Genomic DNA, 22338 nt, shown 5'->3' on the forward strand with positions numbered 1-22338 from the left:
TGACGCGGATGTGGGTTTAGATGCGTGCCGGCACGTTGTGGCCGGCCTGCGGAATGCTGCGGATGAGGCGCTCCAGGGCCTCGGGGGTGTCGCCGAGGCCCAGGATGTAGCGGTCCGGGCGAACGACGACCGCCTGGGCGCCGGCGGCGGCAAGGATCTGGCCGACCTTGGCCGGATCGAACAGGACCACGACGTCGGCATGTTCCTCAAGTAGTTCCCGCAGTGGGGCCGGGACCGCGGCATAGAGCTCGCGGGTTGTTGCCACCAGGAAACGGCTTCCCACCATGTCATCCAGGCGCACCCCGTCGGCGAGGATCGGCTGCATGCCGAGCCGGCCGGCGCGTTCGTCGGTGCCGCCGTCGTGCAGGCCAGGGCCCAGCGCGGGTGAGATCGGTGCGGATGCGGCGGGGTTTGCGCGGATGAAGGCGTCACGCTGCTTCGCGGTGTCGGCGTCGGTGGTTTGCATGAAGCCCGCCGCCCGGGTTGCCTGCTCGACCCAGAACCGTGCATGCGGCATGCGTTCACTCTCGTAGGTGTCAAGGAGGCTGTCGTCGGCCGCACCGCGCTTGACGGCATCGAGCTTCCACACCAGGTTGGCCACGTCGCGTATTCCGGCGCATAGGCCCTGACCAAAAAGCGGTGGCGCCTGGTGGGCTGCGTCCCCCGCCAGGAAGATGTTCCCGGCGCGCCACTGCCGTGCGATGCGGCCACGGAAGGTATAAATAGCGAGCCGGTCTGCAGTGAATCTGTCTGTCGGCAGCACGCCGTGGCTGATCTTTTCCACACCCGCAGGGGTGGCAATTTCCTCGGGGTCGTCCCCCGGCATCAACATGAACTCCATCCGCACCCGTTTGCCGGGGAGGCGGATCCACAGGGCGGGCCTTGTGTGATGACCCAGGAAGATCATGTCGGAAGACAGGCCGGGGCCCTCTTCCAAAATGCCGTCCGCGACAAGCCACTGTGCATCCTCGCCCAGCTTTTCGCACTCGATGCCCAGCGCCTGGCGGCTTGGTGAACGTGCCCCGTCCGCTGCGATGGCCCAGCGGGCGCGAATTAAGGATTCCGCGCCGTCGGAGCCACGCACCGCCACCTCGACGCCCGGTCCCTCATTGCGCACGGAGAGCACGCTGGTGCCTCGGCGGAGCTCGACGCCGGGAAGTTCTTCCACGACATCCCGCAGCAGGACCTCGATGTCCGGTTGGTGAAAGGTGAGATCGTCGTGCCAACCCTGGGTGCCAAACTGACCCGTGGGCAAGGACACCAGGACTTCCCGCTCCTCGTTCTCGATGTGGAAGGAGGACATCGGCAAAGTTACCTCGGCAAAGCGCTCGGCGACTCCCAGCGATTGGAGGGTGCGGAAGGTTTCACCATCAAAGTGCACGGCGCGGGCAGTTGGCCAAACCTGGACATCACGCTCCACCCCGATGGCGGTCAGACCTGCGCGCCCCAGCAAGGCCAGCGCAGTGACTCCTACAGGCCCTCCCCCGATCACTACCACGTCGACGTTGACGTTAGCCATCTTGCTCCTTCAAGTTCAGTACGTATCGTTTCGAATAAAAAGTAACATGCATCACTTAGCCGCACAAGGGCACGGGTGGGCTTGAATGCGCGTCTAGCCTTGCGACTCAGGCCTTCCAGACGGTCTTGAGGTTGCAGAACTCCCGGATGCCGTCCGCGGCGAGCTCACGCCCGAACCCGGAGCGCTTGATCCCGCCGAACGGAAGCTCCTGGTGCGAGACGGTCATGCCGTTGACGAACACCGCGCCGGCGTCAAGATTGGCCGTGAACCATTCCTCTTCCTGGGCGTCGCTGGTCCAGACCGCGCTGGAAAGCCCGAAGGTGGTCTGATTGGCGATCCGCAGGGCGTCCTCGCGGTCCGCCGCACGATAGAGCGAGGCGACGGGCCCAAAGGTCTCCTCCTGGATGATCCGCATCCCGTCGCTGAGCCCGGCGAGCACCGTGGGGGCGTAAAAGAAGCCGGGGCCCCCGGGAGTCACCCCGCCGGTCAGCACCTGGGCACCCAGGGCGCGGGCGTCCTCAACGAGCCCGGCCAGCTCATCGCGCCCTGACAGGGTGGCCAAGGGCCCTACCTGGGTCGCGGGATCCAGCGGGTCCCCGACGACAAGCTCCGACATCAGCTTCACGAATTCGGCGGCGAACGCGTCATAGACCTCGGTGTGCACGATGAAGCGCTTGCCGGCAATACAGGACTGGCCGTTGTTGCTGATCCGCGCACGCACGGCGGTCGCCGCCGCGGCCGAGACGTCCGCCGAGGGCATGACAATGAAAGGGTCCGACCCACCGAGCTCCAGCACGGCCTTCTTCACATGGTCCCCGGCAATGGAGGCAACGGAGCGCCCCGCCGGCTCGGAACCCGTCAAGGTGACCGCCTTGACCCTCGCATCGGCCAGGACGCCGGCCACCTCGGAGCCGCCGATCAGCAGAGTGCGGAAGGAGCCGCGCGGGAACCCTGCCCGCTCAAAGAGCGTGTCAAGGAAGAGCGCCGCCTGGGGCACGTTCGAGGCATGCTTGAGCAGGCCGGAGTTGCCCGCCATAAGCGCCGGGGCCGCAAACCGGATGACCTGCCAGAGGGGGTAGTTCCAGGGCATGACCGCCAGGACGGTGCCCAGCGGTTCGTAGCGAGTCCACGCGCGGGTTGCGCCGACAGTTGACGGGTCCGCCAGCGGGGCATCGGCCAGGAATTCCCCGGCATGCTCGGCGTAGAAACGCATGGCCTTGACGCACTTGTGCACCTCGGCAATCGATTGCGCAATCGGCTTGCCCATCTCGACGGTGATCAATTCGCCCAGGCCCTCCGCCTGACCCTCCAAGATGTCCGCCGCGGCGAGCATCCACTGCCCACGCTGGGCGAACGTGCTGCCGCGCAGGAGCCGCGCCGCTTCGGCGGCTTCCGCGATGCGATCCTGAACTTCCTCGGCCGAGTGCGGCTCAATGATCATTTCGGTCGAACCGGTGGTCGGGTTGACGGTTGCGATTGCCATGGTTGGGATCCTTTCCTGGAGACGTGTTCTCTGTCACGACTATATAGGATACGATTCGTATCGGATACTATTTGGGTCTACTCAGTAAATCCACCCACGCCCGCAGCCCGTGGACCGGCTGCCCGACATCCAAGGAGTGCCCCCGTGAGCACCAATGGCGAGTTACCGAACAATCTTCCGCTCTTTCTCACCGACGCCGACGTCGCCAGCCTTTCGGACTGGGCCGGGGCGATCGAAGCCATCCGCACCGCCTACAAGGCCCCCGACGACGAGGGCGGCACACCGGGAAGGATCTTCGCCCAGACACCTCGCGAATGGTTGCGGATCATGCCCTCGGTGCCGCCCAACGGCCAACTGTTCGGCGCAAAGTCAATCGCCGGGTCCTTCGCGGACGGCCTGCGCGTCAGCTATCTGATTTCACTCTTCGACAAGGACACCGCGGATCTGGTGGCTCTCGTGGACGGAAATCGCGTCACCGGCCTGCGCACCGCAGCGACCACTGCCGTGGGCACCTCCACGATCGTGCCGCAGCGGCCGCTGATCGTCGGTGTGATCGGCTCCGGCTTTGAGGCGCGTTCCCACCTGACAGCCTTTTCCCACCTGCTTGAGTTCGCCGACATCCGTGTGTTCAGTCCGACCCCTGCCAACCGCGAGGCCTTTGCACGCGAGTTCGACGGCACGTTCGGCGCACCCGCACGAGCTGTCGGCTCGGCCCGCGAGGCCGCGGAAGGCGCGGATCTCATCCTGTGCGCGGCACGCTCCCGCGACGAGTCCCCTACGCTGCTGGCCGAATGGGTCGGCCCGAACGGCGCGGTGGTCTCGATCGGTTCCACGACTCCCGCACAACGCGAGCTGCCCGCGGAGCTGATCGCCCGCGCCGCGGTCGTCGTGGTGGACACCCGTGACGAGGTCGTGCACGGCAGCGGGGACATGATCGCGGCCCGGGCACACGGCGTCGATGTCGATTCGCTCATTGTCACACTCAATGCCGTCCTGACCGGCGAAACCGCCATCGACGCGGAGCACGGGATCCGTATCTACAAGTCGACCGGTTCCGGCCTGCAGGACATCGTTGTTGCCGAGATGCTCGTTAACCGCGCCCGCGCCGAGGGCATCGGCACCGTCCTGCCCATCGGCATCGTCACCAGCCGCAAATAGACCCCACTGACAATAAAGGAGAACAACATGGTGGAATACACCAAATCCGAAGCCCGCTCCTGGGCCCGGGAGAACTTCGTCGGCACCGTCGCGGTGACGCACCCGTCCTTCACCCCGGACTTCTCTGCCATCAACGAAAACGCGATCCGCCACGACATCCTCCTGCTCAAGGAACGTGGCTACAAGGGTTCCCTGCTGATCGCCGAAGCGAATATCACCCCGGAGGAGAACGCCCGAATCACAGCCATCGCCCGCGAAGCAGCCGGCCCGGACTTCGCCCTCTTCTTCCACGCAATCTTCGGCACCCTGGAAGAAAACATCCATGCAGCAAACCTGGCTACCAAGGCCGGCGCCGACCGCGCGCTGCTGGCCTACCCTTCATCGTTCTGGCCGACCTCGTACGACGAGGTGTTCGACTACACCAAGCGTTTCACCGACGAAACCGATCTGGCCACCATGCTGTTCCCGCTCCCCGCCTGGGGCTTCGAGCGCATCCACCCCGCAGGCATGAGCGTGGACTTCGTGCGCCGCGTCCTCGACGCGATGCCGAGCATCGTCGCCATCAAGGCCGAACAGGGCTACCCGGGCATCCCCGGAGTCATGGAGATGTACCACCACTTCCGCGATGAAGTAGTGATCTCCTGCCCCATCGAGGCCGAAATAATCCCCCTCATGTCGGTCTTGGACGTCCAGTTCTCCGGCACCGCGAACACGAACTGGATGGGAGACTACTACCCCAAGGCCTTCGAACTGGCGCGCACCGGCAAATGGGAAGAAGCTATGAAGCGCTACTGGGAGGTCCAGCCGGCCCGGGCCGCCAATATGGCTGTATCGTCCACTTCCACCCCGGGCACCAGCTCCATCAACCGCACCCAGTGGAAGTACCAGGAGTGGCTCTCCGGCTTCAACGGCGGCGCCCTGCGCCCGCCGGCAGTCAGACTTCCCGACCGCTTCATGAAGCAGCTGCGCGCAAGCCTGGAAGCCTCGGGACTGCCCGTCACCGATTCCCCGGACTCGGAATTCTTGCGCGGACGCGTCAGCCCCTAAGCGGCCGTCCGGCGGAGTGCCGGCATTGGAAAGCCCCTTGGACCACTGAACCGGCTGGCTGGTTCAGTGGTCCACGGGGCTTCTTTGCGTGTGGCAGACGGTGCCGCAGAAGATGCAGCACCCGAAACGAGGTTGGTGCCACGACAGCGACGCGCCGAAGTGGCTACGCAATCGCATGTTTGGGACACGCAAGGGCCCCTTCCAGGGTTGAGTGTCGATTCGACATCCAACCCGTGGAAGAGGCCCTCAATCCCGAGTCAAGGCCGGGGGTGTGGGAGTGGCCCCCGATAGGAGTTAGGCGCTGGGGTTTGCGAAGAACTTATTGAGGCGATCGGTGGGCAGGTAGTCCTCCGGGGCGCCGGCAAGATCGGTTAGGTCATTGTGGTCCCACGAGGGATCCGCGAGCTTGGCGAGGTTGTCTCGGGAGACGATCACCGAGGGTTCAACGATCTGGTTGATCTTCGGCCCGTCGCCCTTCAGGATGCGCAGCGCCACGTCCGCCACTGCCTCACCGGTGCGCACAGACGGGGTCGTGGTGCCGAAAAACGGGTAGTCCTGCTTTGCCAGCGCCCAGGAGGAGAACCCGCGGCTCGATCCGTCGTCCGCGATCGGCGGCACGTCCATGCCCGATTCCTCAAAGGCGTTGCGGATGCCTACGCCCATCGTTCCGGCCTGGAGAACTGCGTCAACCCCTGCAGGGTTGGTCGCAAGGAACTTCTGGACCTCCGCCTGGGCCGTTGCCGGCTGGAAGAAGCCGGTGACCGACCCGGCTACCTTGATCTCCGGGCAGTTTTTCAGGACGGCATCGATGCCCAGGTTCGCGAAGGTCGAGACAGGGATACCCGGGATGCCATCGACGCGCAGGACGTTGCCCTTGCCCCCGATTGACCTCAGCGTGCCGGCGGTAACCTGGGCGATCGCGAGCGGGGTGTTCCTCGTCACGCTGACGGCGTACTCGGAATCGATCGGCACCTGAGCGGCAACTAGCGGGATGCCGGCGTCATATGCGGCCTTGGCCAGGCCAACGGAGGGCTCCGGTGCGATGGGCGTGTAGATGATCACGTCCGGCTTGAGCGAGAGCGCCTCATTGAACTGCTGGAGCTGCAGGGGCACATTCGACGGGTCATCCGGGGCGAATTCGCCTACGATCTTGACGCCACTTGCCTTCAGGCTCGTGCGGATCGCCGCCGACATGGAGGCAATGAAGGGGCTGGCCGGTGGCATGCCCACGATCGCGGCCGTGAAACCGTCAGTCTTCTTCGGCTGGTAGCCGGCCCATGCCGATTTGCGGATCTCGTAGGGGTAGAGGTTGTAGCCCGCGGCGATCTCCTTGGGGAAACCGGCCAGCAGGCCGTTCGGATCGTTCACCGTATCCGTCGGCAGCGACCCGCAGGTCCCGGCGGCCGCCGACTCGGCCGGCCCGGGCGTGTTCCCTCCGGAGGAGCCCGGGGCCGCTGGCGCCGATGCCGAACAGCCCGTCAGAACGAGGGCGCCGGCCCCCAGGATCGCGGCGCCGACCGTCGAGAAGCGGGGGAAAAAGGTTGTCTTCTTCATGGTTTATCTCCTGCCGTATAAAACGATTCGTATCGTATGGCATCAGAGTAGGCAGATGCGGTACGATTCGTCTAGTTTCGAATATGACCTGTGACACATTTATCGGCCACTCAAAGGGGATTCGCCGTGAACAACCAACCATCCGGCCTGGTGCTCGCCGGGGTGAGCAAACGCTTCGGTGCCACCCGCGCCCTCATCGACGGCGACCTCCACCTCCGACCGGGCGAAATCCACACGCTCCTGGGCGAAAACGGCTCCGGGAAGAGCACTCTCGTCAAGATCATGGGAGGCGTCCACCGCCCCGATTCCGGCACCGTCACATTGAACGGCGTCCCCGTAACCAGCCGATCGCCCCGAGCTGCCATGGACCTGGGGATTGCGACGGTATTCCAGGAAGTCCTCACCGCGGGGAGCCAATCGGTCCTCGAGAACGTCTGGCTCGGGTCCCACGGAGTGTTTCGTCGCCGGCTGGGCCTCGCCGAGCAGCGAGCAATAGCCCAAGACGTCCTGAAACGCATCGCAGGCGAGATTCCGCTGGATCTTCCCGCGGGCAAGCTCTCGCTCTCCGAGCGGCAGTCCCTCTGCATTGCCCGCGCACTCGTGCGCAACCCCAAGGTGCTCATCCTCGACGAGTCGACGGCCTCCCTGGACGTCAGCTCCCGCGACCGGCTCTTCGTCGAGATGCGCCGGCTCGCGGCCGAGGGCACTGCCATCCTGTTCATCTCGCACCGCATGGACGAGGTCGCGGAGATCTCGGACCGGGTCACCGTCCTGCGGTCCGGGCGCAGCGTCTCCACCGTTGAGAGATCGGATCTATCCATCAACCGCTTGATCACGGACATGACCGGAAGCTCCGGCCATGACGACACCCGGCGGCAACCGCATGTTCCCGGGGACACCGTCCTTCAAGGAACGGCCGTCCGCCTGGCACCGACCTCGGCACCCATCGACTTCGAGCTGCGCGCTGGCGAGATCGTGGGCCTCGCGGGGCTCGAGGGCCACGGCCAGGACCAGTTCATCAAGCGCCTGGCCGGTGTGGCGGGCGGCCCCGGCAGCGTCGTGCGCCTCCTCCCCGGGGGCGCCGCAGAGCTTACCGAGCGCAACGGGGATGTCCTGGGGGTGGCCTACCTACCGCGCGAACGTCGCGGAGAGTCGCTGTTCGGGTCCATGTCGATCCGCGAAAACTTCGCGCTCCCGACCCTGGCCAAGGACCGGCGCGGCGGCTTGCTGGACACACGCAGCACTGCCCGCCGGTTCGAGGCCTTTGCCGACTTACTGTCCCTGCGCTTCGGTGCCGCCCACGATGCCATCTCCACCCTGTCCGGCGGCAACCAGCAGAAGGTGCTGCTGGCCCGCTGGCTTGCCACCGACCCCAAGGTCCTGCTGCTCAATGACCCCACCCGAGGCGTTGACATCGGGACCAAGCGGGAGATCTACGCAATCCTGCACCGGCTCAGTGCCGAAGGCATGAGCATCGTGATCCTCTCCAGCGAGGTCGACGAGCTCGTGGACCTCGCGGACCGCGTCCTGGTCTTCCGCGACCAAGCGGTATTTTCCCAGATCCCCCACACACAGCTGTCCACCGAATCCATCGTCGCCGCATACTTCGGCCAGAAATCAGAGGTCCTCACATGAACCGCGTCCTGACCCTGTTCCAACGCTGGCCCTTCGCCTTTGCCTTGCTGCTCGCACTGGTGCTGCTGGTGCTGAACCTATTCGTCTCACCGTCCTTCCTCACCCTCGAGCGCCTGCCCGGCACCCTAGCCACGCTGGCGCCGTTCGTGCTGGTGGGATTCGCCTCCACGCCCTCGATCCTCGCCGGTGGCATTGACATTTCGGTCGGTCCCCTGGCCACCTTCATCAACTGCCTGTTCGTCGCCATCCTCATTCCCGCGGGGCTGGGCAACTGGCATCTCGCGGCACCCATCATCCTGGCGGTGGCCGCCGGAATCGGAGCCCTGAACGGAATCCTGGTCGCCGTCGTGCGCCTGCATCCGGTGGTCGCAACCACCGGGATGCTGTTCCTGCTCGTTGGCCTGTCGCTGACCATCGCCCAGAATCCGGTGGCCGCCCCGAATAATTGGACGGAGGTCTTCGCCAGGGGCATCGGCATCGTCCCGGGCGCTCTCCTGACCATCGGCGTCGCCGGGCTGATCTGGTTCGCCCTGCGCCGCACGGCCTTCGTCAGCAATCTCCTCGCGACCGGCGAGAGTGATGTTTCAGCCTACGGTTCCGGCGTGAACATCAAGGCAATCCGGATCCTGGCCTACACCCTCGGCGGCCTGTTCGCCGGAATAGCGGGAATCGCTCTGACGGCAATCGTGCAGTCATCGCAGTCGTCGCTCGCCTCCACCTATGCCCTGCTGGGGCTCGCCGCAGCCGTGCTGGGCGGGACGAGCCTGGCCGGCGGCCGCGGCGGGCTGTTGGGTGCCCTCTTCGGGGCGGTCTCCATTTATCTGCTGCAGCAGTTGCTCACGGCCTCGGGCGTGGCACCCAGCCTCATCCAATTTGCCTACGGCGCCGTCCTCGTCGTTGGCGTCGTGCTGGGCGCGACGCTGCTGGCCCCCCGTTTGAAGAGGAACGCATCATGACTCGTGACATCCTGTCCCCCGCAGAAACACCCCACGCGCCAACGGCCCAGGCCAAAGCCTGGACCAGGTTCAGGGCCTGGGTCTTCGAAGTACCGGCCCTGCAGGTCCTTGTCGTGCTGGCCCTGGCGGCTTGGCTCGTGATCACCATACCGGCCATTGCAAACCCCAGGTCCATCACCTCAGTGCTGGTCATCACGTCCCTGCTGGCCCTGGCAAGCATGGGCCAGACGCTTGTGGTGATCCTGGGCGGGCTTGACCTGGCGGCGCCGGGTTACATCCTTTTCGGTGCCTTCATGGCGGCGAACGTCGCGGGCAAGCTCGGGGTCCCTGCGGTCGTAGCCCTGCTGGTCACAGTCGTGGTCTGCGGCGGCATCGGTGGCCTGATCGGCTGTATCTGTCACCGCTTCGCGGTCCAGCCACTGGTCGTCACGCTGGGCACTGGCGCGGCCATCACGGGCGCGACGCTGTTCCTCGCCGACGGCGACTATTCCTCCGCGCCGCCGAATGCGTTCCGTTCCTTGGCCAGCCTAAGGGGGACCACCCTTGGCCTGCCGTTCCCCCCGATCATCCTGATCGTGCTTCTCTGCGGGGCGGGAATGTGGCTTTTCCTCAATCGCACCGCAACGGGGCGTCGCTTCTACGCGACAGGAATCAATTTTCGGGCCGCGCGATTGGCAAGGATCCGGACAGCTGCTGTGTGGACCATGGTCTTCGCAGCCTCCGGTGCCCTGGCCGGGGTTGCCGGCATTTTCATTGCATCCTTCGGCTCGGGCTGGTCGCAAACCATCGGGGAACCCTATCTGTTCTCTGGCCTGGCCGCGGTCCTCGTCGGCGGCTCGATCTTCGGCTCGATTCGCGGCAGCTACACCCGGACGCTGCTGGGTGCACTCATTCTCTCCCTTTTGTCCACAATCATCGTGAGCAATGGCCTGACCGAAGCCCAGAGCCGCATCGTCTTCGGCGTGATCATCCTTGCCGTGGTCTCGCTCTACGGTCGTGGACGCCACGTCCGCGACAGGTTCTGAGGCCGGGTCCGGTTTCCGCTACTTTCGGCGTTCCATTGCGACGCGCGGTCAAGACATAAAACGAGCCGAATCGACTACCTATTTTGGATGAAGCATTTCATCCTGGTCCAACTGAAAACCAAGGAGAATAAATGTCCACCGAGACAGCAACCGTCGCCAAAGTGCTTTCCAGCCCCTGGAAAATCGACGGCCTGACAATCAAGAACCGCTATGTGCTTAGCCCCATGGCCGTCCTCCAGCCTACGAGGGACGGCCATCCCAGCGATCAGACAATCGCGTTCCTCACCACGCGGGCACGCGGTGGCGCAGGGCTGCTGATCATCGGTGGCGGCGTAGCCACCGAGCGCGGGAGCCAGGAGGCACCGTTCCAGCCCCTGATGCGCTTCGACCGCGACGAATTCATTCCGGGCCTGCGGCGCATGGTCGATGCCGTGCACGAGCACGATGTACCCATCTTCGCCCAGATCTTCCCCAGTTTCGGCGCCATGGGCGTGCCGGGCGAGGGCCGGCCCACGCGGGCCGCGAGCCCGAAGCCCGTCCGCATGGCCGCACCCCGTCTGCCGCACGGCTTCTACATTCCCGGAGGCCGGACGAACCCGACGCCCCAGGAGATCACCACGGAAGAAATCCACGAGGTCCAGGAACAGGCCGTCGCCGCGGTGCGGCGCGCCAAAGCGGCCGGCTTCGACGGCATCGAACTGGGTGCGCACATGCGCTACCTCTATTCCTCCTTCCTCTCACCGCGCACCAACTGGAGAACTGACGAATACGGAGGCAGTGCCGAAAACCGCGCCCGCATCCTGGCTGACACAGTTCGGGCGATCCGGGCTGAAGTCGGCCCCGACTATCCCGTGGGCCTCAGAATGAGCACCAACGACCACCTTCCCGATGGTCAGGGGCCCGAAGGGTTCGCGGAAGTCGCAGCGATCATTGAGAAGGAAGGGGTTGGCTATATCGCCCTGAGCGATGCGAACTACGAGTCGATGGACAATAACGTCACCTCCTTTTCGGGCGCAATCCTGCAGCACGGAGAGCCGCAGGCATTCCGCGCCGCCATGCCCGAGGTCCCGTTGCTCCTCAGCAGCACCTACGACCCGCAACAGTGCGCAGACGCCATCACCGCCGGGTTCGCGGACGGAATCATGCTGGCCCGGCAGATGCTGGCCGATCCGGAATTCCCCAACAAGGTTCTCCAAGGACGACAGGATGAGATTGTGTGGTGCGACCACGACAACTCATGCCTGCGCCGCCTGATCTTCAACGTGCCGGTCCGGTGCCACAAGAACCCGGCCATGGGACGCGAAGCGGTCCTCGCGGGGGCCACGGAACCCGTCTGGGTAAAGCTTCAGCGTCCGATCCAGGGCCTGCTGATTGCCGCGACCGGGTCACCGGTCCTCATGGGCATCGCCGACAAACTGGCGACCGCCGGCTCGAAGGGCTCGAAGAACTGACCCATGGCGGCGCCGGACTTCCATCCATGACGGGGGTCCGGCGCGGCAATCTTGGCATAAATGCGTGTGCGCCCGGACTCCACCTTGGAGTCCGGGCGCACACGCATGTTGACCTATGTAACGGCAGCTTTTTCAGAAAGCTCAGTCCGACGGGCGCAGGGCGCGTCCCGTTCCGCGGTAGATGGCCACTGTCCGCTCCCCCGCCCGCACCACGACATCCACAATCATCCGGCGGCCCTCGTGAAACGTCACTTGACCGGAGGCGACCAGCTCGTCGGCGATGCGGGCCGGGGAAATGTAGGAGATGGAAGCCTCGGCGGTCGCGATTCCGGCGCCGAACGTGTTGGCGGCCATGGCGAACGCGGTGTCCGCCAGCGCGAAGACTAATCCACCGTGGGCAATCCCGTGCCCGTTGGCCATCTCGGGCGTGACCCGGAGGACAGCCGTGGCACGGCCCTCGCTGGCGCGCAGCACCTGGATGCCGAGCCCTTCCAGGCTCCGGTCGGCGGCCAGCATCGAGCGAGCCGGGTCGGCAATGAGACGTGGCTGGTTCACGACAGCCTTTCCACTACCATCGCCATGCCTTGGCCGCCGCCCACGCAGAGCGTGACCAGGCCGAGCGATCCATCCTTGGTTTGCAGTCCGTTGATGAGCGTTCCGACCAGCCGGGCGCCGGTCGCACCGAAGGGGTGGCCAAGGGCGATCGCCCCGCCAAACGGGTTGACCCGCTCAGGGTCGGCGCCCAACTGCCGCACAACGGGAACCACTTGGGCGGCGAAGGCCTCGTTCAGCTCGACGATGTCGATGTCACCGATCGACAGGCCCAAACGATCCAGCAGGCGGCGGGATGCGACCACCGGACCCAGTCCCATGATTTCGGGCGAGAGGCCGCTTGCGGCACTGCCCAGGATGCGGGCCAGCGGCTTCAGGCCGAGTTCACCCGCGCGCCGGGCGCTCATCACCACCATCGCCGACGCGCCGTCGTTGAGCGGGCTGGCGTTGCCCGCGGTGACGGTTCCGGATTCGTGGAACACCGGTTTGAGGCCGGAAAGGGCCTCCAGGGTGGTGCCCGGGCGCGGGCCGTCATCGGCGCGCACCACCGTGCCGGCTGCCGTGGTCACCGGCGCGATCTCGCGCGCGAAGTACCCGGACTCGATCGCCCGTTGCGCCCGGCGCTGGGACTCCAGAGCCCATTCGTCCTGGTCGGAGCGAGTGGTGCCGGTTTGGCGGGCCACGAACTCGGCGGTCTTGCCCATGGAGAGATACACATCGGGCAGCTGCCCGCGAGCCCGGGGGTCGACCCACGGCTGGCCGGATTCGAAGATGCCATCGGCACGCCGCGCCGCGTCCGCGAAGGCGGGGTGGGGTGATTCAACCACGGGCGGTGTCGAGGTGGTCGATTCGACGCCCGCCACCAGGAACGCGTCCCCGTCGCCCGCCCGCACGGCCTGGGCCGCCATCGCGGTGGCCTGCAACGAGGAGGCGCAGAAGCGGTTCACGGTGACCGCCGGGACGCTGTCCAATCCTGCGAGCACCATGATACGGCGTCCAATGTTGTCGCCCTGCGCGCCCTGCGGTACCGCACAACCCACGTAGGCGTCCGCGAACTCGGCGGAGTCCAGCTGCGGAACCGCCGAGAGCGCTCCCCGGATGGCTGCCAGTGCAAAGTCTTCGGGTCGCTCACCGGCCAGCGATCCCTTGCGGGCCCGGCCGATCGGTGTCCTGCGGTAGGCGACGACGACCGCGTCATTCGGCGCGATGGCGGTGTTCACGATGATGTTTCCTTTCATTGTGGCCCGCCAGAACGACCGGCCGGCCTCAAGGGCCCGGAAAGACGATTTGGACCGGGACGCATTGTCCGCGTGCACAACGGGCACGGGCCCAAGTTCTTGCATCCGATACTTTTCCGAATATATACGAACCGTATCGTATTGCACAAGGCTCTGGGATTTTTCGAGATTATGCCGACATCGCTGGAGTCGCGGAATTAAAGAGGATTGCGGGAGGCGCAGTGCGCCAGACGCGTCGCGAAGGTAATGGACGCGGACAGGGGCGGGCCACCGCTGGAGGCGTGGCCGTTCACCGGCTCAGCCGCCGAAGGCCTCTTGCGTCCCAATAGGGGTGCGTGTCACCCAAACTGGGGCCGGAGTTGCGCCCCGGCCAAGGCTGGAATACTGCTTCCCAGCAAAGCCGGGCAGGGGTGCAGCCTCATTCCAATGCCCCCTGCGGCCCCAAAAGGCTGCCTGGTCAATCCTTTTAGCCACAGGGCCCTTCCGGGCCTGCGTGTGATGGGCCCGGAAGCGAACATAAGTAATACTTTGGACCGCTACCCTGCAGCAAGCCCTTCCAGTGCCGTCTGCAAGATGGCATCGGTGGCCTTGGCGTCAAGGGGGCCCGATTGGAACAACAGGCGGAAGTACACGGGTGCATAGAGCAGTTCCGTGACGACCGGGGCGTCGAGATCCTTGCGCATCGACCCCTCGCTTATGGCCTGCTCAACCAGGGACGTAACAACCAGCGCGCGCGGGGTCCAGAAATGTTTCTTGAATTCAGCCATCGCTGCCTCGTCGCCCTGGCACTCACCGATGAGTTGCGCCACGAGCCGACCCTCATTGCCCGCGTAGACCTCCGCAAGTGAGGCCATGTGCTCACGAAGCGCGTCGATCGCAGGGACATCCTGGCGCACTGGAGTACGCGCTACATGGTTGTCCAGGAATGTATCGATCACCACGGCAACCTTGCTCGACCACCACCTGTAGATAGTAGTCTTGCTGACGCCAGCCTCACGGGCAATGCGCTCGATCGAGAGCTTTTGCACCGTAAATCCCGTAGGCCCCGAATCTTCGAGCAACTTCATGGTTGCTTCCAAAATGGCCCGACGACTTTCTTCACTTCTGATTGCCATGGGTCAACCATACGTGCATAATCATCCAATACGAAACGTACACGATCCCACTTTGGTGCTTCAACGAGCGGGCATCGCAAGGTACCTTCGATGGCCCAGCGAGAAGCGTCAGCCTGTTTACGTGAAAATTTTGACGACCCAAGCAGCACGGCAAAAAATCTTCGGGCACCGAAAAGTTGGATCACCAACGTTTCCGGTTCGGGCGCAGGACCTTGGGGCATTCTGAAGCGAGTCGTTGAAGAGGTGACGTGGCATCTTTGTTTTGAATTGTGACCCGCCTTACACTCGGTACGAAACGGATCGAATCTTCTAAGGAGGTGCCGTGACTGCATCTTCCGACGGCAACGCCAGACCTTCCCTACTCGGCATGTGCTTGCCTGCACCGCAGATCTATCACGGAACTTCATCCGAGGTGGACCGATGACTTCCGTACTGGATACCCGGTCGGTTCCTCCGGCCGAGCGGCGGGACTACTGGTCTGCAGGAATCGCCGAGCGCTTCTTCCCGATGCACGTTGAATCGGTCGGGGCGCCCTCCTTCGAGGCCCGCTTGGCCATTGGCCAGGTCGGGCCGGTCGGGGTCCAGTCCATCCAAGGACTTGCGCACCGGGTGGCCCGCACGCAGCAGATGATCGCCGCCGCCGATCCGGAGTGCATCTTGCTGTATTTGATGACCAGAGGCACGATCTATATCGAACAGGACGATCGCAGCTGTGTTCTCCGCCCCGGTGACATTGCGTGCCACGATACGTCGCGGCCTTCCACTTTTGAGGGCCGCGACGGTTTCGAGGTGCTCGTATTCAGCATTCCCAAATGGTTCATAGGGGCGCAGGCCGAGGGCATCGCCCGGCGTTCCGCGACGCGGGTGGATTCGGGCCAGGGACGGCTCACTGGGCCGGCAACCCCGTTCCTCGCGCAGCTGGCACGAACCACAACGAGCGGCGGCGGACTCACGAGCCCTGACGGGGAAGGCGCTGCACAGATGCTGCTGCCCTTGCTTCGCAGCATGTACGGCGCGCAGGAGATTTCCGGTCCGCGCTCCGGCCCTGAGGCACTGCTCGCTCAGATGCAGCGGTATGTGATGGACCACCTGCACGACCCGGAACTCGGGCCCGAGCGGATCGCGCAGGCCCACTTCGTGTCTACGCGCTACGTCCACAAGCTCTTTGCATCCTCCGGCACCGGGGTGTCGTCCTGGATCCGCGAACGCCGGTTCGAGGGTGCCGTGGGCGAGTTGCGGCGGTCCCCGGAAACGACGATCGCGATGGTCGCGACGAGGTGGGGATACCGCCATCCGGCGAGCTTCAGCAGGGCCTTCCGCGAGGTCCACGGCTGTGCCCCGCGGGATGCCAGGCATCTGCCGGAGCCTGCCGGGAAGACCCCGCCCGATTGTTAGGGCGGGGTCTTCCCGGCACCTGCCCATTGGGCAGGGCGGGGGCTCCCCGAAGATAGGCCATCACGCCTGCGGGAAGCCTGCCTCACGCAGGCGGGTGCCCCAGATCCCCGACTTGCCCGGGGCGATAATTCCGTTCGGGTCAAGGGTGTCCTTGATCGTCTCGTTGAAGCGCCGCAGCGCGTGGTCGTTGAAGCCGAATTGGTCAGCCGCCAGATCCATGAAGGACAGGTGCGCCCGGTATTCGCCGTAGCCTCGCTTGCCCGCCTCGGCGACCATGCGCTTGGCAAGGGCGTACGCCTTGGCGACCTGCTCCGGGTTCTTAGTGTCAAAGGGGATCACGTTGATGAACGTGGTCGACCTGGCGTTGATCGGGAGCATGCCACCCAAGAAATCAAGGCCCACCTCGGCGCACATTTCGGCCATAAGCTTCTGCGCGGCAATCGCGTGCTGGGCCGTGAGCGGGATGACCGGCGAGAAGTCCACGTGGCCGCCCTCCTCGCCGCCTGACCATCCGGCCATCTTGTATAGGTCCTGGCTCGGCACCCCGATCTGCACCCGCTCGTGCGGGTTGGGCAGCGTCTCCCAGGCGTCCGCCCCGTGCTTCTGGCCCATAAGATCCACGCTTGGGATCTGAAGGAAACGGGTCTCGAGCTTGGCGAAATTGTGGTCGACCACCGCATCGTCGCCATAAAGCGCAAAGCGCATCATCCACCGGCCCAGTCCCATCTCCTTGGCGATCTTGTCGATGATCTCCTCGGGCATCGGGCCCTCACCGGTGTACCACTCGGCACGGGTGGTGAGCATCGAGGCCATGCATAGCGTGTTCGACAGCTGCGGGCGCATGTCGATAGTGCCGGCCAGCATGAGCTCGCGCAGCGCATCGACCACGGCGGGCATCTGCGCCTCGTCCCAGACGCGCAGCCACAGCGGCATGTACACCTCGGGCTTGGGCATCAGCCAATAGCCCATCTTTGTGACGATGCCGTAGTTGGACTGCATGAACATCTCAGTCGACGTCGGCCCGAGGCCGCGCTTGTACAGCGGCCAGGTCGGGTTGTTGTCCATCGCGCCCGAGCCGGTGCGCATGAGGTCGCCGTTCGGGAGTACGACCTCGAACCCGCAGTGCGAGGCCTGGTCGATCGAATACGGCATGTAGGTCAGCCCGTGCTCGAGTGTGTTCGAGACGACACCTCCCCAGCCGATGTCCACGATGGAGGCGACAAGGTTGTGGCCTCCGGCCTTGATTGCATCGTGCAGGTCGTACCAGCTCACACCGGGCTCCACGATGGCGTACCCGAGCTCCTCGTTGATCTCCAAGACGCGATTCATGTTCCGGAAGGACAGCATGACGGAGCCGCGCACCTGCGGGGCAGCTCCCCCGTAGCCGTTGTTCTTGCCGCGGCTGATGGGCCACAACGGGATGCGATACTCGTTGGCGATCCGAACGACTGCCTGGACGTCCTCAGTACTCGTTGGGCTGACGACTGCGGACGGGAGATTCGTGGCGGAGCCGGGAACCTGGAAGGGATCCTGAAAGTCCTCGAGGGACGCTGCATCGCTAGCGACCTTGTCTTCGCCGATCGCAGCGGCGAACGCCGCGAGTGCCTTTTCGAGGTCGAACTCGGTGACGCCGGGTGGGAGCGGGCGCGTCGACGTTTCGGGGGTGATACTCATCATTCATCGTCTCCTTTGATGCGGTGTGTCGTGCGTAACACGTGCTGCTCATCCTGCGCCATCTGGTGGTGGGGTGGGGAGACCGCGGGCCCATAGTGCAGTTCGTGCACAGAAGTGTGCACGAACTGCACTATGGGCCCGCGCCCGCCTCCGGCCCCCTCCTCGCCGTGGTTGCATGGGCCCACTAACACATGACGAGATGAACGGAGAAGGAACCATGGCTGGTGGTCGTCTGGAAGGAAAAGTCGTCCTGTTGACAGGCATCGGGGGCGGAATGGGCCGGGTTACCGCCCGGCTATTCGCCCGCGAGGGCGCCACGGTCGTCGGTTGCGACCTCCATGCCGACGGAGCCGCAGAGACGGTCCGCCTGGTGGAGGCCGACGGAGGCGCGATCGAATCAAGCGCACCGATGGACCTGGGCAACCGGGAAAACATCAATCGCTGGGTTGGCGGCACGATCGAACGCCACGGCCGCATCGACGTGCTCTACAACAACGCCAGCATGCCGAAATTCGCGCCGTTCGCCGAGATGCGCGACGAGGATTACCGGTTCACCATCCAGAACGAGCTGGACCTGGTATGGCATGCCTGCCAAAGCGTCTGGCCGCACTTGGCCGCCGTCGGGGGCGCGATTGTGAACATCGGCTCGGGCGCCGGGATCCAGGGTGCCCGGGCCCTGCCGCAGGCCGCCCATGCTGCCGCGAAAGGGGCCGTCATCGCTCTCACTCGGCAGCTCGCCGCAGAGGGTGTCGCCGTCGGCGTTCGCGTCAATTGCGTGAGTCCTGGTGTCATGGCGACTCCGCCAGTACTCGCGATGTTCGAGGAATTTGGCGAGAACGCACCGGTCGCCCCGATCGTCGAGCGCACGATTGACGGCAAACCCGGGGACCCACTCGCCGTCGCGTATGCAGGCCTCTACCTTGCCTCCGAAGAGGCGAAATGGGTCACGGGATCCCACCTGGTCGTAGACGGCGGAGCCAGCGCGATGATGTAGGTCCGAGCGAGACCGGCCGCACAAGAAGGGCCTCGATCCCCGCCCGCAGCCGTACTGTGGACGCGTCTTTCGCCATCCACGCAGTCCGTGGCCGGCTGCCCGCATGACCGTAAGGCAGGACTCAAGAAGACAGCCCGAAAGTCAGGTCACTCAGAACTCGTGGCTGCATGAACTCGTGTCAGTAGAAAGCGGCAAGGAGCGAGTCACCGATGAGCCACGGCACACTCGCGTACATGGGTGGATAGTGCACCCGATTTGGTCGGCCACGAACTCCCAACCACCTCCCAGATCGACACGACGGACCAAAGGGGGTCGAAGAATCTCCAAGAAAACTTCCTTCAGGTCATGTAATCAACAGAACCCCGCGGCATGAATAGGTACAAGGCCAACCACGGCCACCAGACCAACCCAGAAAGGAGACCCGGATGACCCCACATCCCAGCAGGCGGAGGGCCCACCGGCCAGGGCCCTGACCCCGCCACCCCCTCAACCGAGTAGGCCACCGCGGCGGCCAGGCACCAGTCACGGAACAGCGTCAGAGGGGCCCGAGCAGGGTTAATCTACACACGTTAAAGCAAAAACCCCTCTGACGAAGGGGAATGCTGTGCCCGAGGTGGGACTCGAACCGCATTCCTACCCTTGCAAACACTGGGAACTCCCGGAAACGTGCGGAGTCCGGCCCGATCCGGCACCAGTACGACCGGGTCCGAAGCCCCAAGTGTGTACTTTGTTCACACCCCAATTGGCCAGTTCCACGGATCACGACGAAGCCGCACCCGAGCTCCTTCGATCGCAGGAAGAGCCCGCTGAGAGCGGATTTTATGTAAAGTTGGCGCCAATTTGGTCTGTCCTCGGGCATGCGAAATCCAACGGCTTTAGGTCAGCTTCGGGAGCGAGGAGACTGATGGCCAAAGACGCAGCCGTCGCTCAGAGCGCCGAGGAAAGCGCCCCCTAAGAAAGCGCCGGTGGCTGCGGGCACACGAGAGGCGGCGGATGTGACCTGGTCGTTGGTTTTAGATCTTTTAGGAACGTTCTTCTTCGCCGTGTCGGGCTGCCTGCTCGCCGCGCGGCGGGCCTTTGACATAGTGGGCTCGCTTTTGCTGGGGTCGCTGACCGGGCTCGGGGGCGGCGTGGTGCGGGACCTGATCATCGGCGTTACCCCGACGCCTTTCACCCAGCCGGTGTATCTGGTCCCGCCGGTGGCCGCTGCACTTCTGGTCTACTTTTTCGCACGCCGTGTCCAGCGGTTCCCGCGGACACTGCTGGTCTTTGACGCCGGCGGCCTGGCACTGTTCTGTACTACCGGAGCAGTCTCGGCCCTGGACGCGGGCATGAACCCCGTTTCCGCCGCCCTGCTTGGCGTCACCACAGGGGTCGGCGGGGGGTTGCTGCGTGACGTCGTCGCCAACCGGGACCCGCAGCTCTTCAACCCCCGGGACATCTACGCCGTCCCGGCCCTACTGGGAGCGGCCCTGATCACAGCCCTGTGGCAGCTGAGCCTGTTCAACGCCGTGACGGAACTCTGCGTCGCGGCCGCGGTCTTCACCCTGCGGGTGCTCTCCCTGCACTTCCGGTGGCGGGTTCCACACGCTGCCCGGTCCCGGCACGACGCGCGACCGGGCAAGACCTAGCAGGTCGGACCGGCCCGGCGTAGGTTGGGGGCAGGGCAGGACGCTCGAGCCGGACGAAAGGAGACCTCGTGGCCGCGACCGAACAGATATTGCAACACTACGAGTCAATCCGCCCGGAACAGGAGGACTTCTACAAGGACCTCCACCAAAACCCTGAGCTCTCACACCAGGAACACCGCACCGCCGCCAATGTGGCGCGCAGCATGAGTTCCTACGGCTTCCAAACGGAGACCGGGATCGGGGGAACAGGTGTCACTGCGGTGCTGCAAAACGGCAACGGGCCAACGGTTTTACTCCGGGCCGACATGGACGCGCTGCCCCTGCAGGAACGGACCGGCGCGGACTACGCAAGCACGATCACAGCCCAAGACCAGGGCGGGGACCGTGTGCCCGTCATGCACGCCTGCGGACACGACATCCACGTCGCATGCCTGCTGGGCGCCTCCAGACTGCTCGCCGAGCACCAGGACCAGTGGCGAGGCACACTCGTGGCCCTGTTCCAGCCCGCCGAGGAAACCGGCGACGGAGCCCGCGGCATGCTCGACGACGCTCTCCTTGATCGCATCCCCCCGCCCGACGTCGCACTCGCCCAGCACGTGCTGCCCGGAGTCTCGGGCCACGTCGCCACCCGGTCCGGCCCGGTCTTATCCAGCGCCGACAGCATCCGCATCACAGTCCACGGCCGCGGCGGCCACGGCTCAATGCCGCAGAACACTATTGATCCTGTCGTGCTAGCCGCCATGATCGTCCTTCGCCTGCAGGCAATCATTTCCCGCGAAACCCCGCCCACCGAACCTGCCGTCCTCACCGTCGGGAGCCTTCACGCCGGAACCAAGAGCAACATCATCCCCGACCAGGCGGTCATGGAACTGAACCTGCGCACCTACACCGACGCCACCCGGCAGCGGATTCTCGACTCTGTCCGACGTGCCGTCCAAGCCGAGTGCGCCGCGAGCGGCTCCCCCAAAGAACCGGACTTCGAAACCTTCGACAGTTTTCCGCTCACGGTCAACGACGAGGCAACAACCGCACGCGTGGCCGGGGCCTTCAGCACCTACTTCGGCGACCGGGCCGGCAGCCTCGAGCTCCAGACCGCCAGCGAGGACTTCAGCGATATTCCCCGGACCGGCAACATCCCCTACACCTACTGGGGCATCGGCGGAACGGACCCGCAGACCTACAGGGCTGCCGTACGGGACGGCCGGGTGCTGGAGGACGTTCCGGCCAACCACTCGCCGATGTTCCTGCCCGTCCTCCAGCCGACCCTGCAGACCGGAACCGAAGCCCTCGTCACCGCAGCCCTGGCCTGGCTCGGCCTGGATAATTTGCCACCGGCCAACGCGGCGGCCTCCTAAGCAAGAGAGGACGGGACGGCCGGGTCCGAGGCAGATGTTGCGTGTGCAGTTAGCCGTCCCATCCCCCGTCGGTTTTGACAGCAAGACCCAAAACACCAGCACCAACCCCGTGCCCAGAACTGAGGCTTGCCGGCATTTCGCAAGACGGGAGGAATGTGTTCCCAACACCGGAAGTCTGTCACTGCCGCAGTCCGTGAGTCTGCCTACGCCGCAGATAGCAGCGATTATGGCGAGCTGATGCTAAGAAGGGGCTACGAAGGCACGTCAGGTGAGCAACGATGAGCCTCGTCGGGCACTTGTGTCCCAGGCAGGGAATAATGCCGGGGCGCCGTGAAGCCGGCGGCTCGGTTTCTGGCCGCTTATTCGTGGCCGGGCGCCGGGACGGTCGCGGGTGTGTGCTCGATGAAGAGTGTGCTCCGCTGGCTTCCTGCTGCTACCAGGCGGGCATTGCGTTCGTCATTGCCGGTTGCACGCCATTCGGCGATGGCGGGGTCCTTGTCGAACCTCAGGTGCCGGGCGGTGAGCCGGCGCAGGCGTTCGCCCTGTTCGAGTTCGA

General features: G+C 64.9%; 18 protein-coding genes and 1 pseudogene. 11 read left to right on the forward strand and 8 right to left on the reverse strand.

The features are described 5' to 3' along the window. Positions 1 to 16 precede the first annotated feature (16 nt). Together AC1DGD_RS21710 and AC1DGD_RS21715 are read right to left on the reverse strand one after the other, a co-directional pair. Positions 17 to 1519 (reverse strand): bifunctional 3-(3-hydroxy-phenyl)propionate/3-hydroxycinnamic acid hydroxylase, encoded by a 1503-nt coding sequence (locus AC1DGD_RS21710; protein WP_476858222.1) that lies wholly within the window; start codon positions 1517 to 1519, stop codon positions 17 to 19. 106 nt (positions 1520 to 1625) lie between these two features. Continuing rightward, on the reverse strand, positions 1626 to 3002 hold the full coding sequence (locus AC1DGD_RS21715; protein WP_476858223.1) for an aldehyde dehydrogenase family protein: 1377 nt from the start codon (positions 3000 to 3002) through the stop codon (positions 1626 to 1628). 144 nt (positions 3003 to 3146) lie between these two features. Between AC1DGD_RS21715 and AC1DGD_RS21720 the strand changes: the two genes are divergently transcribed. Together AC1DGD_RS21720 and AC1DGD_RS21725 are read left to right on the forward strand one after the other, a co-directional pair. Then, entirely contained in the window at positions 3147 to 4160 is a 1014-nt protein-coding gene (locus AC1DGD_RS21720) for an ornithine cyclodeaminase family protein (RefSeq protein ID WP_476858224.1), read from the forward strand. 27 nt (positions 4161 to 4187) lie between these two features. Further along, a complete protein-coding gene (locus AC1DGD_RS21725; RefSeq protein WP_459384515.1) occupies positions 4188 to 5207 on the forward strand; it encodes a dihydrodipicolinate synthase family protein in 1020 nt (339 codons plus the stop codon). A gap of 294 nt (positions 5208 to 5501) precedes the next feature. Here the strand turns inward: AC1DGD_RS21725 and AC1DGD_RS21730 are convergent, their stop codons facing one another. Next, a complete protein-coding gene (locus AC1DGD_RS21730; RefSeq protein WP_476858225.1) occupies positions 5502 to 6761 on the reverse strand; it encodes a substrate-binding domain-containing protein in 1260 nt (419 codons plus the stop codon). Between the two features lie 126 nt (positions 6762 to 6887). Here AC1DGD_RS21730 and AC1DGD_RS21735 point away from each other — a divergent pair, with 126 nt between their 5' ends. From AC1DGD_RS21735 to AC1DGD_RS21750, 4 genes are all read left to right on the forward strand, one after another. After that, positions 6888 to 8396 carry a sugar ABC transporter ATP-binding protein gene (locus tag AC1DGD_RS21735; RefSeq protein WP_476858226.1) on the forward strand — a complete coding sequence of 503 codons (1509 nt, stop codon included), beginning with the start codon at positions 6888 to 6890 and terminating at the stop codon, positions 8394 to 8396. Next, positions 8393 to 9352 carry an ABC transporter permease gene (locus AC1DGD_RS21740; RefSeq protein WP_476858227.1) on the forward strand — a complete coding sequence of 320 codons (960 nt, stop codon included), beginning with the start codon at positions 8393 to 8395 and terminating at the stop codon, positions 9350 to 9352. Before AC1DGD_RS21735 ends, AC1DGD_RS21740 begins: the two co-directional genes overlap by 4 nt. Then, positions 9349 to 10377 carry an ABC transporter permease gene (locus AC1DGD_RS21745; protein ID WP_476858228.1) on the forward strand — a complete coding sequence of 343 codons (1029 nt, stop codon included), beginning with the start codon at positions 9349 to 9351 and terminating at the stop codon, positions 10375 to 10377. The genes AC1DGD_RS21740 and AC1DGD_RS21745 overlap by 4 nt, the downstream gene beginning before the upstream one ends. Before the next feature lie 131 nt (positions 10378 to 10508). Continuing rightward, positions 10509 to 11828, forward strand: coding sequence for an NADH:flavin oxidoreductase (locus AC1DGD_RS21750; RefSeq protein ID WP_476858229.1), 1320 nt, complete (start codon positions 10509 to 10511; stop codon positions 11826 to 11828). A gap of 141 nt (positions 11829 to 11969) precedes the next feature. Here the strand turns inward: AC1DGD_RS21750 and AC1DGD_RS21755 are convergent, their stop codons facing one another. From AC1DGD_RS21755 to AC1DGD_RS21765, 3 genes are all read right to left on the reverse strand, one after another. Continuing rightward, positions 11970 to 12383 carry a PaaI family thioesterase gene (locus AC1DGD_RS21755; RefSeq protein ID WP_476858230.1) on the reverse strand — a complete coding sequence of 138 codons (414 nt, stop codon included), beginning with the start codon at positions 12381 to 12383 and terminating at the stop codon, positions 11970 to 11972. After that, complete coding sequence (locus tag AC1DGD_RS21760; protein ID WP_476858231.1) at positions 12380 to 13618, reverse strand: acetyl-CoA C-acyltransferase; 1239 nt, start codon at positions 13616 to 13618, stop codon at positions 12380 to 12382. Before AC1DGD_RS21760 ends, AC1DGD_RS21755 begins: the two co-directional genes overlap by 4 nt. A 536-nt stretch (positions 13619 to 14154) precedes the next feature. Further along, on the reverse strand, positions 14155 to 14733 hold the full coding sequence (locus tag AC1DGD_RS21765) for a TetR/AcrR family transcriptional regulator (protein ID WP_230008967.1): 579 nt from the start codon (positions 14731 to 14733) through the stop codon (positions 14155 to 14157). A 90-nt stretch (positions 14734 to 14823) separates the two neighbouring features. On the opposite strand from AC1DGD_RS21765, the gene AC1DGD_RS21770 reads away from it, so the two are divergent. Further along, positions 14824 to 15006, forward strand: a complete 183-nt coding sequence (locus AC1DGD_RS21770; protein WP_476858232.1) for a hypothetical protein — start codon at positions 14824 to 14826, stop codon at positions 15004 to 15006. A 147-nt stretch (positions 15007 to 15153) separates the two neighbouring features. After that, positions 15154 to 16128 carry an AraC-like ligand-binding domain-containing protein gene (locus tag AC1DGD_RS21775; protein ID WP_290370297.1) on the forward strand — a complete coding sequence of 325 codons (975 nt, stop codon included), beginning with the start codon at positions 15154 to 15156 and terminating at the stop codon, positions 16126 to 16128. 60 nt (positions 16129 to 16188) lie between these two features. Here the strand turns inward: AC1DGD_RS21775 and AC1DGD_RS21780 are convergent, their stop codons facing one another. Beyond that, on the reverse strand, positions 16189 to 17805 hold the full coding sequence (locus tag AC1DGD_RS21780; RefSeq protein WP_476858233.1) for an FAD-binding oxidoreductase: 1617 nt from the start codon (positions 17803 to 17805) through the stop codon (positions 16189 to 16191). Positions 17806 to 18019: 214 nt separating this feature from the next. Here AC1DGD_RS21780 and AC1DGD_RS21785 point away from each other — a divergent pair, with 214 nt between their 5' ends. The 3 genes from AC1DGD_RS21785 to AC1DGD_RS21795 all read left to right on the forward strand — a co-directional run bounded on the left by AC1DGD_RS21785 (position 18020) and on the right by AC1DGD_RS21795 (position 21782). Next, positions 18020 to 18796, forward strand: a complete 777-nt coding sequence (locus tag AC1DGD_RS21785; RefSeq protein ID WP_476858234.1) for an SDR family NAD(P)-dependent oxidoreductase — start codon at positions 18020 to 18022, stop codon at positions 18794 to 18796. Positions 18797 to 19803: 1007 nt separating this feature from the next. Next, positions 19804 to 20427, forward strand: a complete 624-nt coding sequence (locus tag AC1DGD_RS21790; RefSeq protein WP_476858235.1) for a trimeric intracellular cation channel family protein — start codon at positions 19804 to 19806, stop codon at positions 20425 to 20427. A 68-nt stretch (positions 20428 to 20495) separates the two neighbouring features. Continuing rightward, positions 20496 to 21782, forward strand: a complete 1287-nt coding sequence (locus AC1DGD_RS21795; protein ID WP_476858236.1) for a M20 family metallopeptidase — start codon at positions 20496 to 20498, stop codon at positions 21780 to 21782. Between the two features lie 359 nt (positions 21783 to 22141). Here AC1DGD_RS21795 and AC1DGD_RS21800 read toward each other — a convergent pair. Then, a pseudogene (locus AC1DGD_RS21800) lies at positions 22142 to 22338 on the reverse strand (nucleoside/nucleotide kinase family protein); the annotation flags it as partial.

Source organism: Arthrobacter sp. 05T45, assembly GCF_056395875.1.

What these genes read in the sequence shown, in the direction of transcription:
- AC1DGD_RS21710 (WP_476858222.1), bottom strand. Translation starts at nt 1,519, where the DNA reads ATGGCTAACGTCAACGTCGACGTGGTAGTGATCGGGGGAGGGCCTGTA.
- AC1DGD_RS21715 (WP_476858223.1), bottom strand. Translation starts at nt 3,002, where the DNA reads ATGGCAATCGCAACCGTCAACCCGACCACCGGTTCGACCGAAATGATC.
- AC1DGD_RS21725 (WP_459384515.1), top strand. Translation starts at nt 4,188, where the DNA reads ATGGTGGAATACACCAAATCCGAAGCCCGCTCCTGGGCCCGGGAGAAC.
- AC1DGD_RS21730 (WP_476858225.1), bottom strand. Translation starts at nt 6,761, where the DNA reads ATGAAGAAGACAACCTTTTTCCCCCGCTTCTCGACGGTCGGCGCCGCG.
- AC1DGD_RS21740 (WP_476858227.1), top strand. Translation starts at nt 8,393, where the DNA reads ATGAACCGCGTCCTGACCCTGTTCCAACGCTGGCCCTTCGCCTTTGCC.
- AC1DGD_RS21745 (WP_476858228.1), top strand. Translation starts at nt 9,349, where the DNA reads ATGACTCGTGACATCCTGTCCCCCGCAGAAACACCCCACGCGCCAACG.
- AC1DGD_RS21750 (WP_476858229.1), top strand. Translation starts at nt 10,509, where the DNA reads ATGTCCACCGAGACAGCAACCGTCGCCAAAGTGCTTTCCAGCCCCTGG.
- AC1DGD_RS21760 (WP_476858231.1), bottom strand. Translation starts at nt 13,618, where the DNA reads ATGAAAGGAAACATCATCGTGAACACCGCCATCGCGCCGAATGACGCG.
- AC1DGD_RS21765 (WP_230008967.1), bottom strand. Translation starts at nt 14,733, where the DNA reads ATGGCAATCAGAAGTGAAGAAAGTCGTCGGGCCATTTTGGAAGCAACC.
- AC1DGD_RS21770 (WP_476858232.1), top strand. Translation starts at nt 14,824, where the DNA reads ATGGCCCAGCGAGAAGCGTCAGCCTGTTTACGTGAAAATTTTGACGAC.
- AC1DGD_RS21775 (WP_290370297.1), top strand. Translation starts at nt 15,154, where the DNA reads ATGACTTCCGTACTGGATACCCGGTCGGTTCCTCCGGCCGAGCGGCGG.
- AC1DGD_RS21780 (WP_476858233.1), bottom strand. Translation starts at nt 17,805, where the DNA reads ATGATGAGTATCACCCCCGAAACGTCGACGCGCCCGCTCCCACCCGGC.
- AC1DGD_RS21785 (WP_476858234.1), top strand. Translation starts at nt 18,020, where the DNA reads ATGGCTGGTGGTCGTCTGGAAGGAAAAGTCGTCCTGTTGACAGGCATC.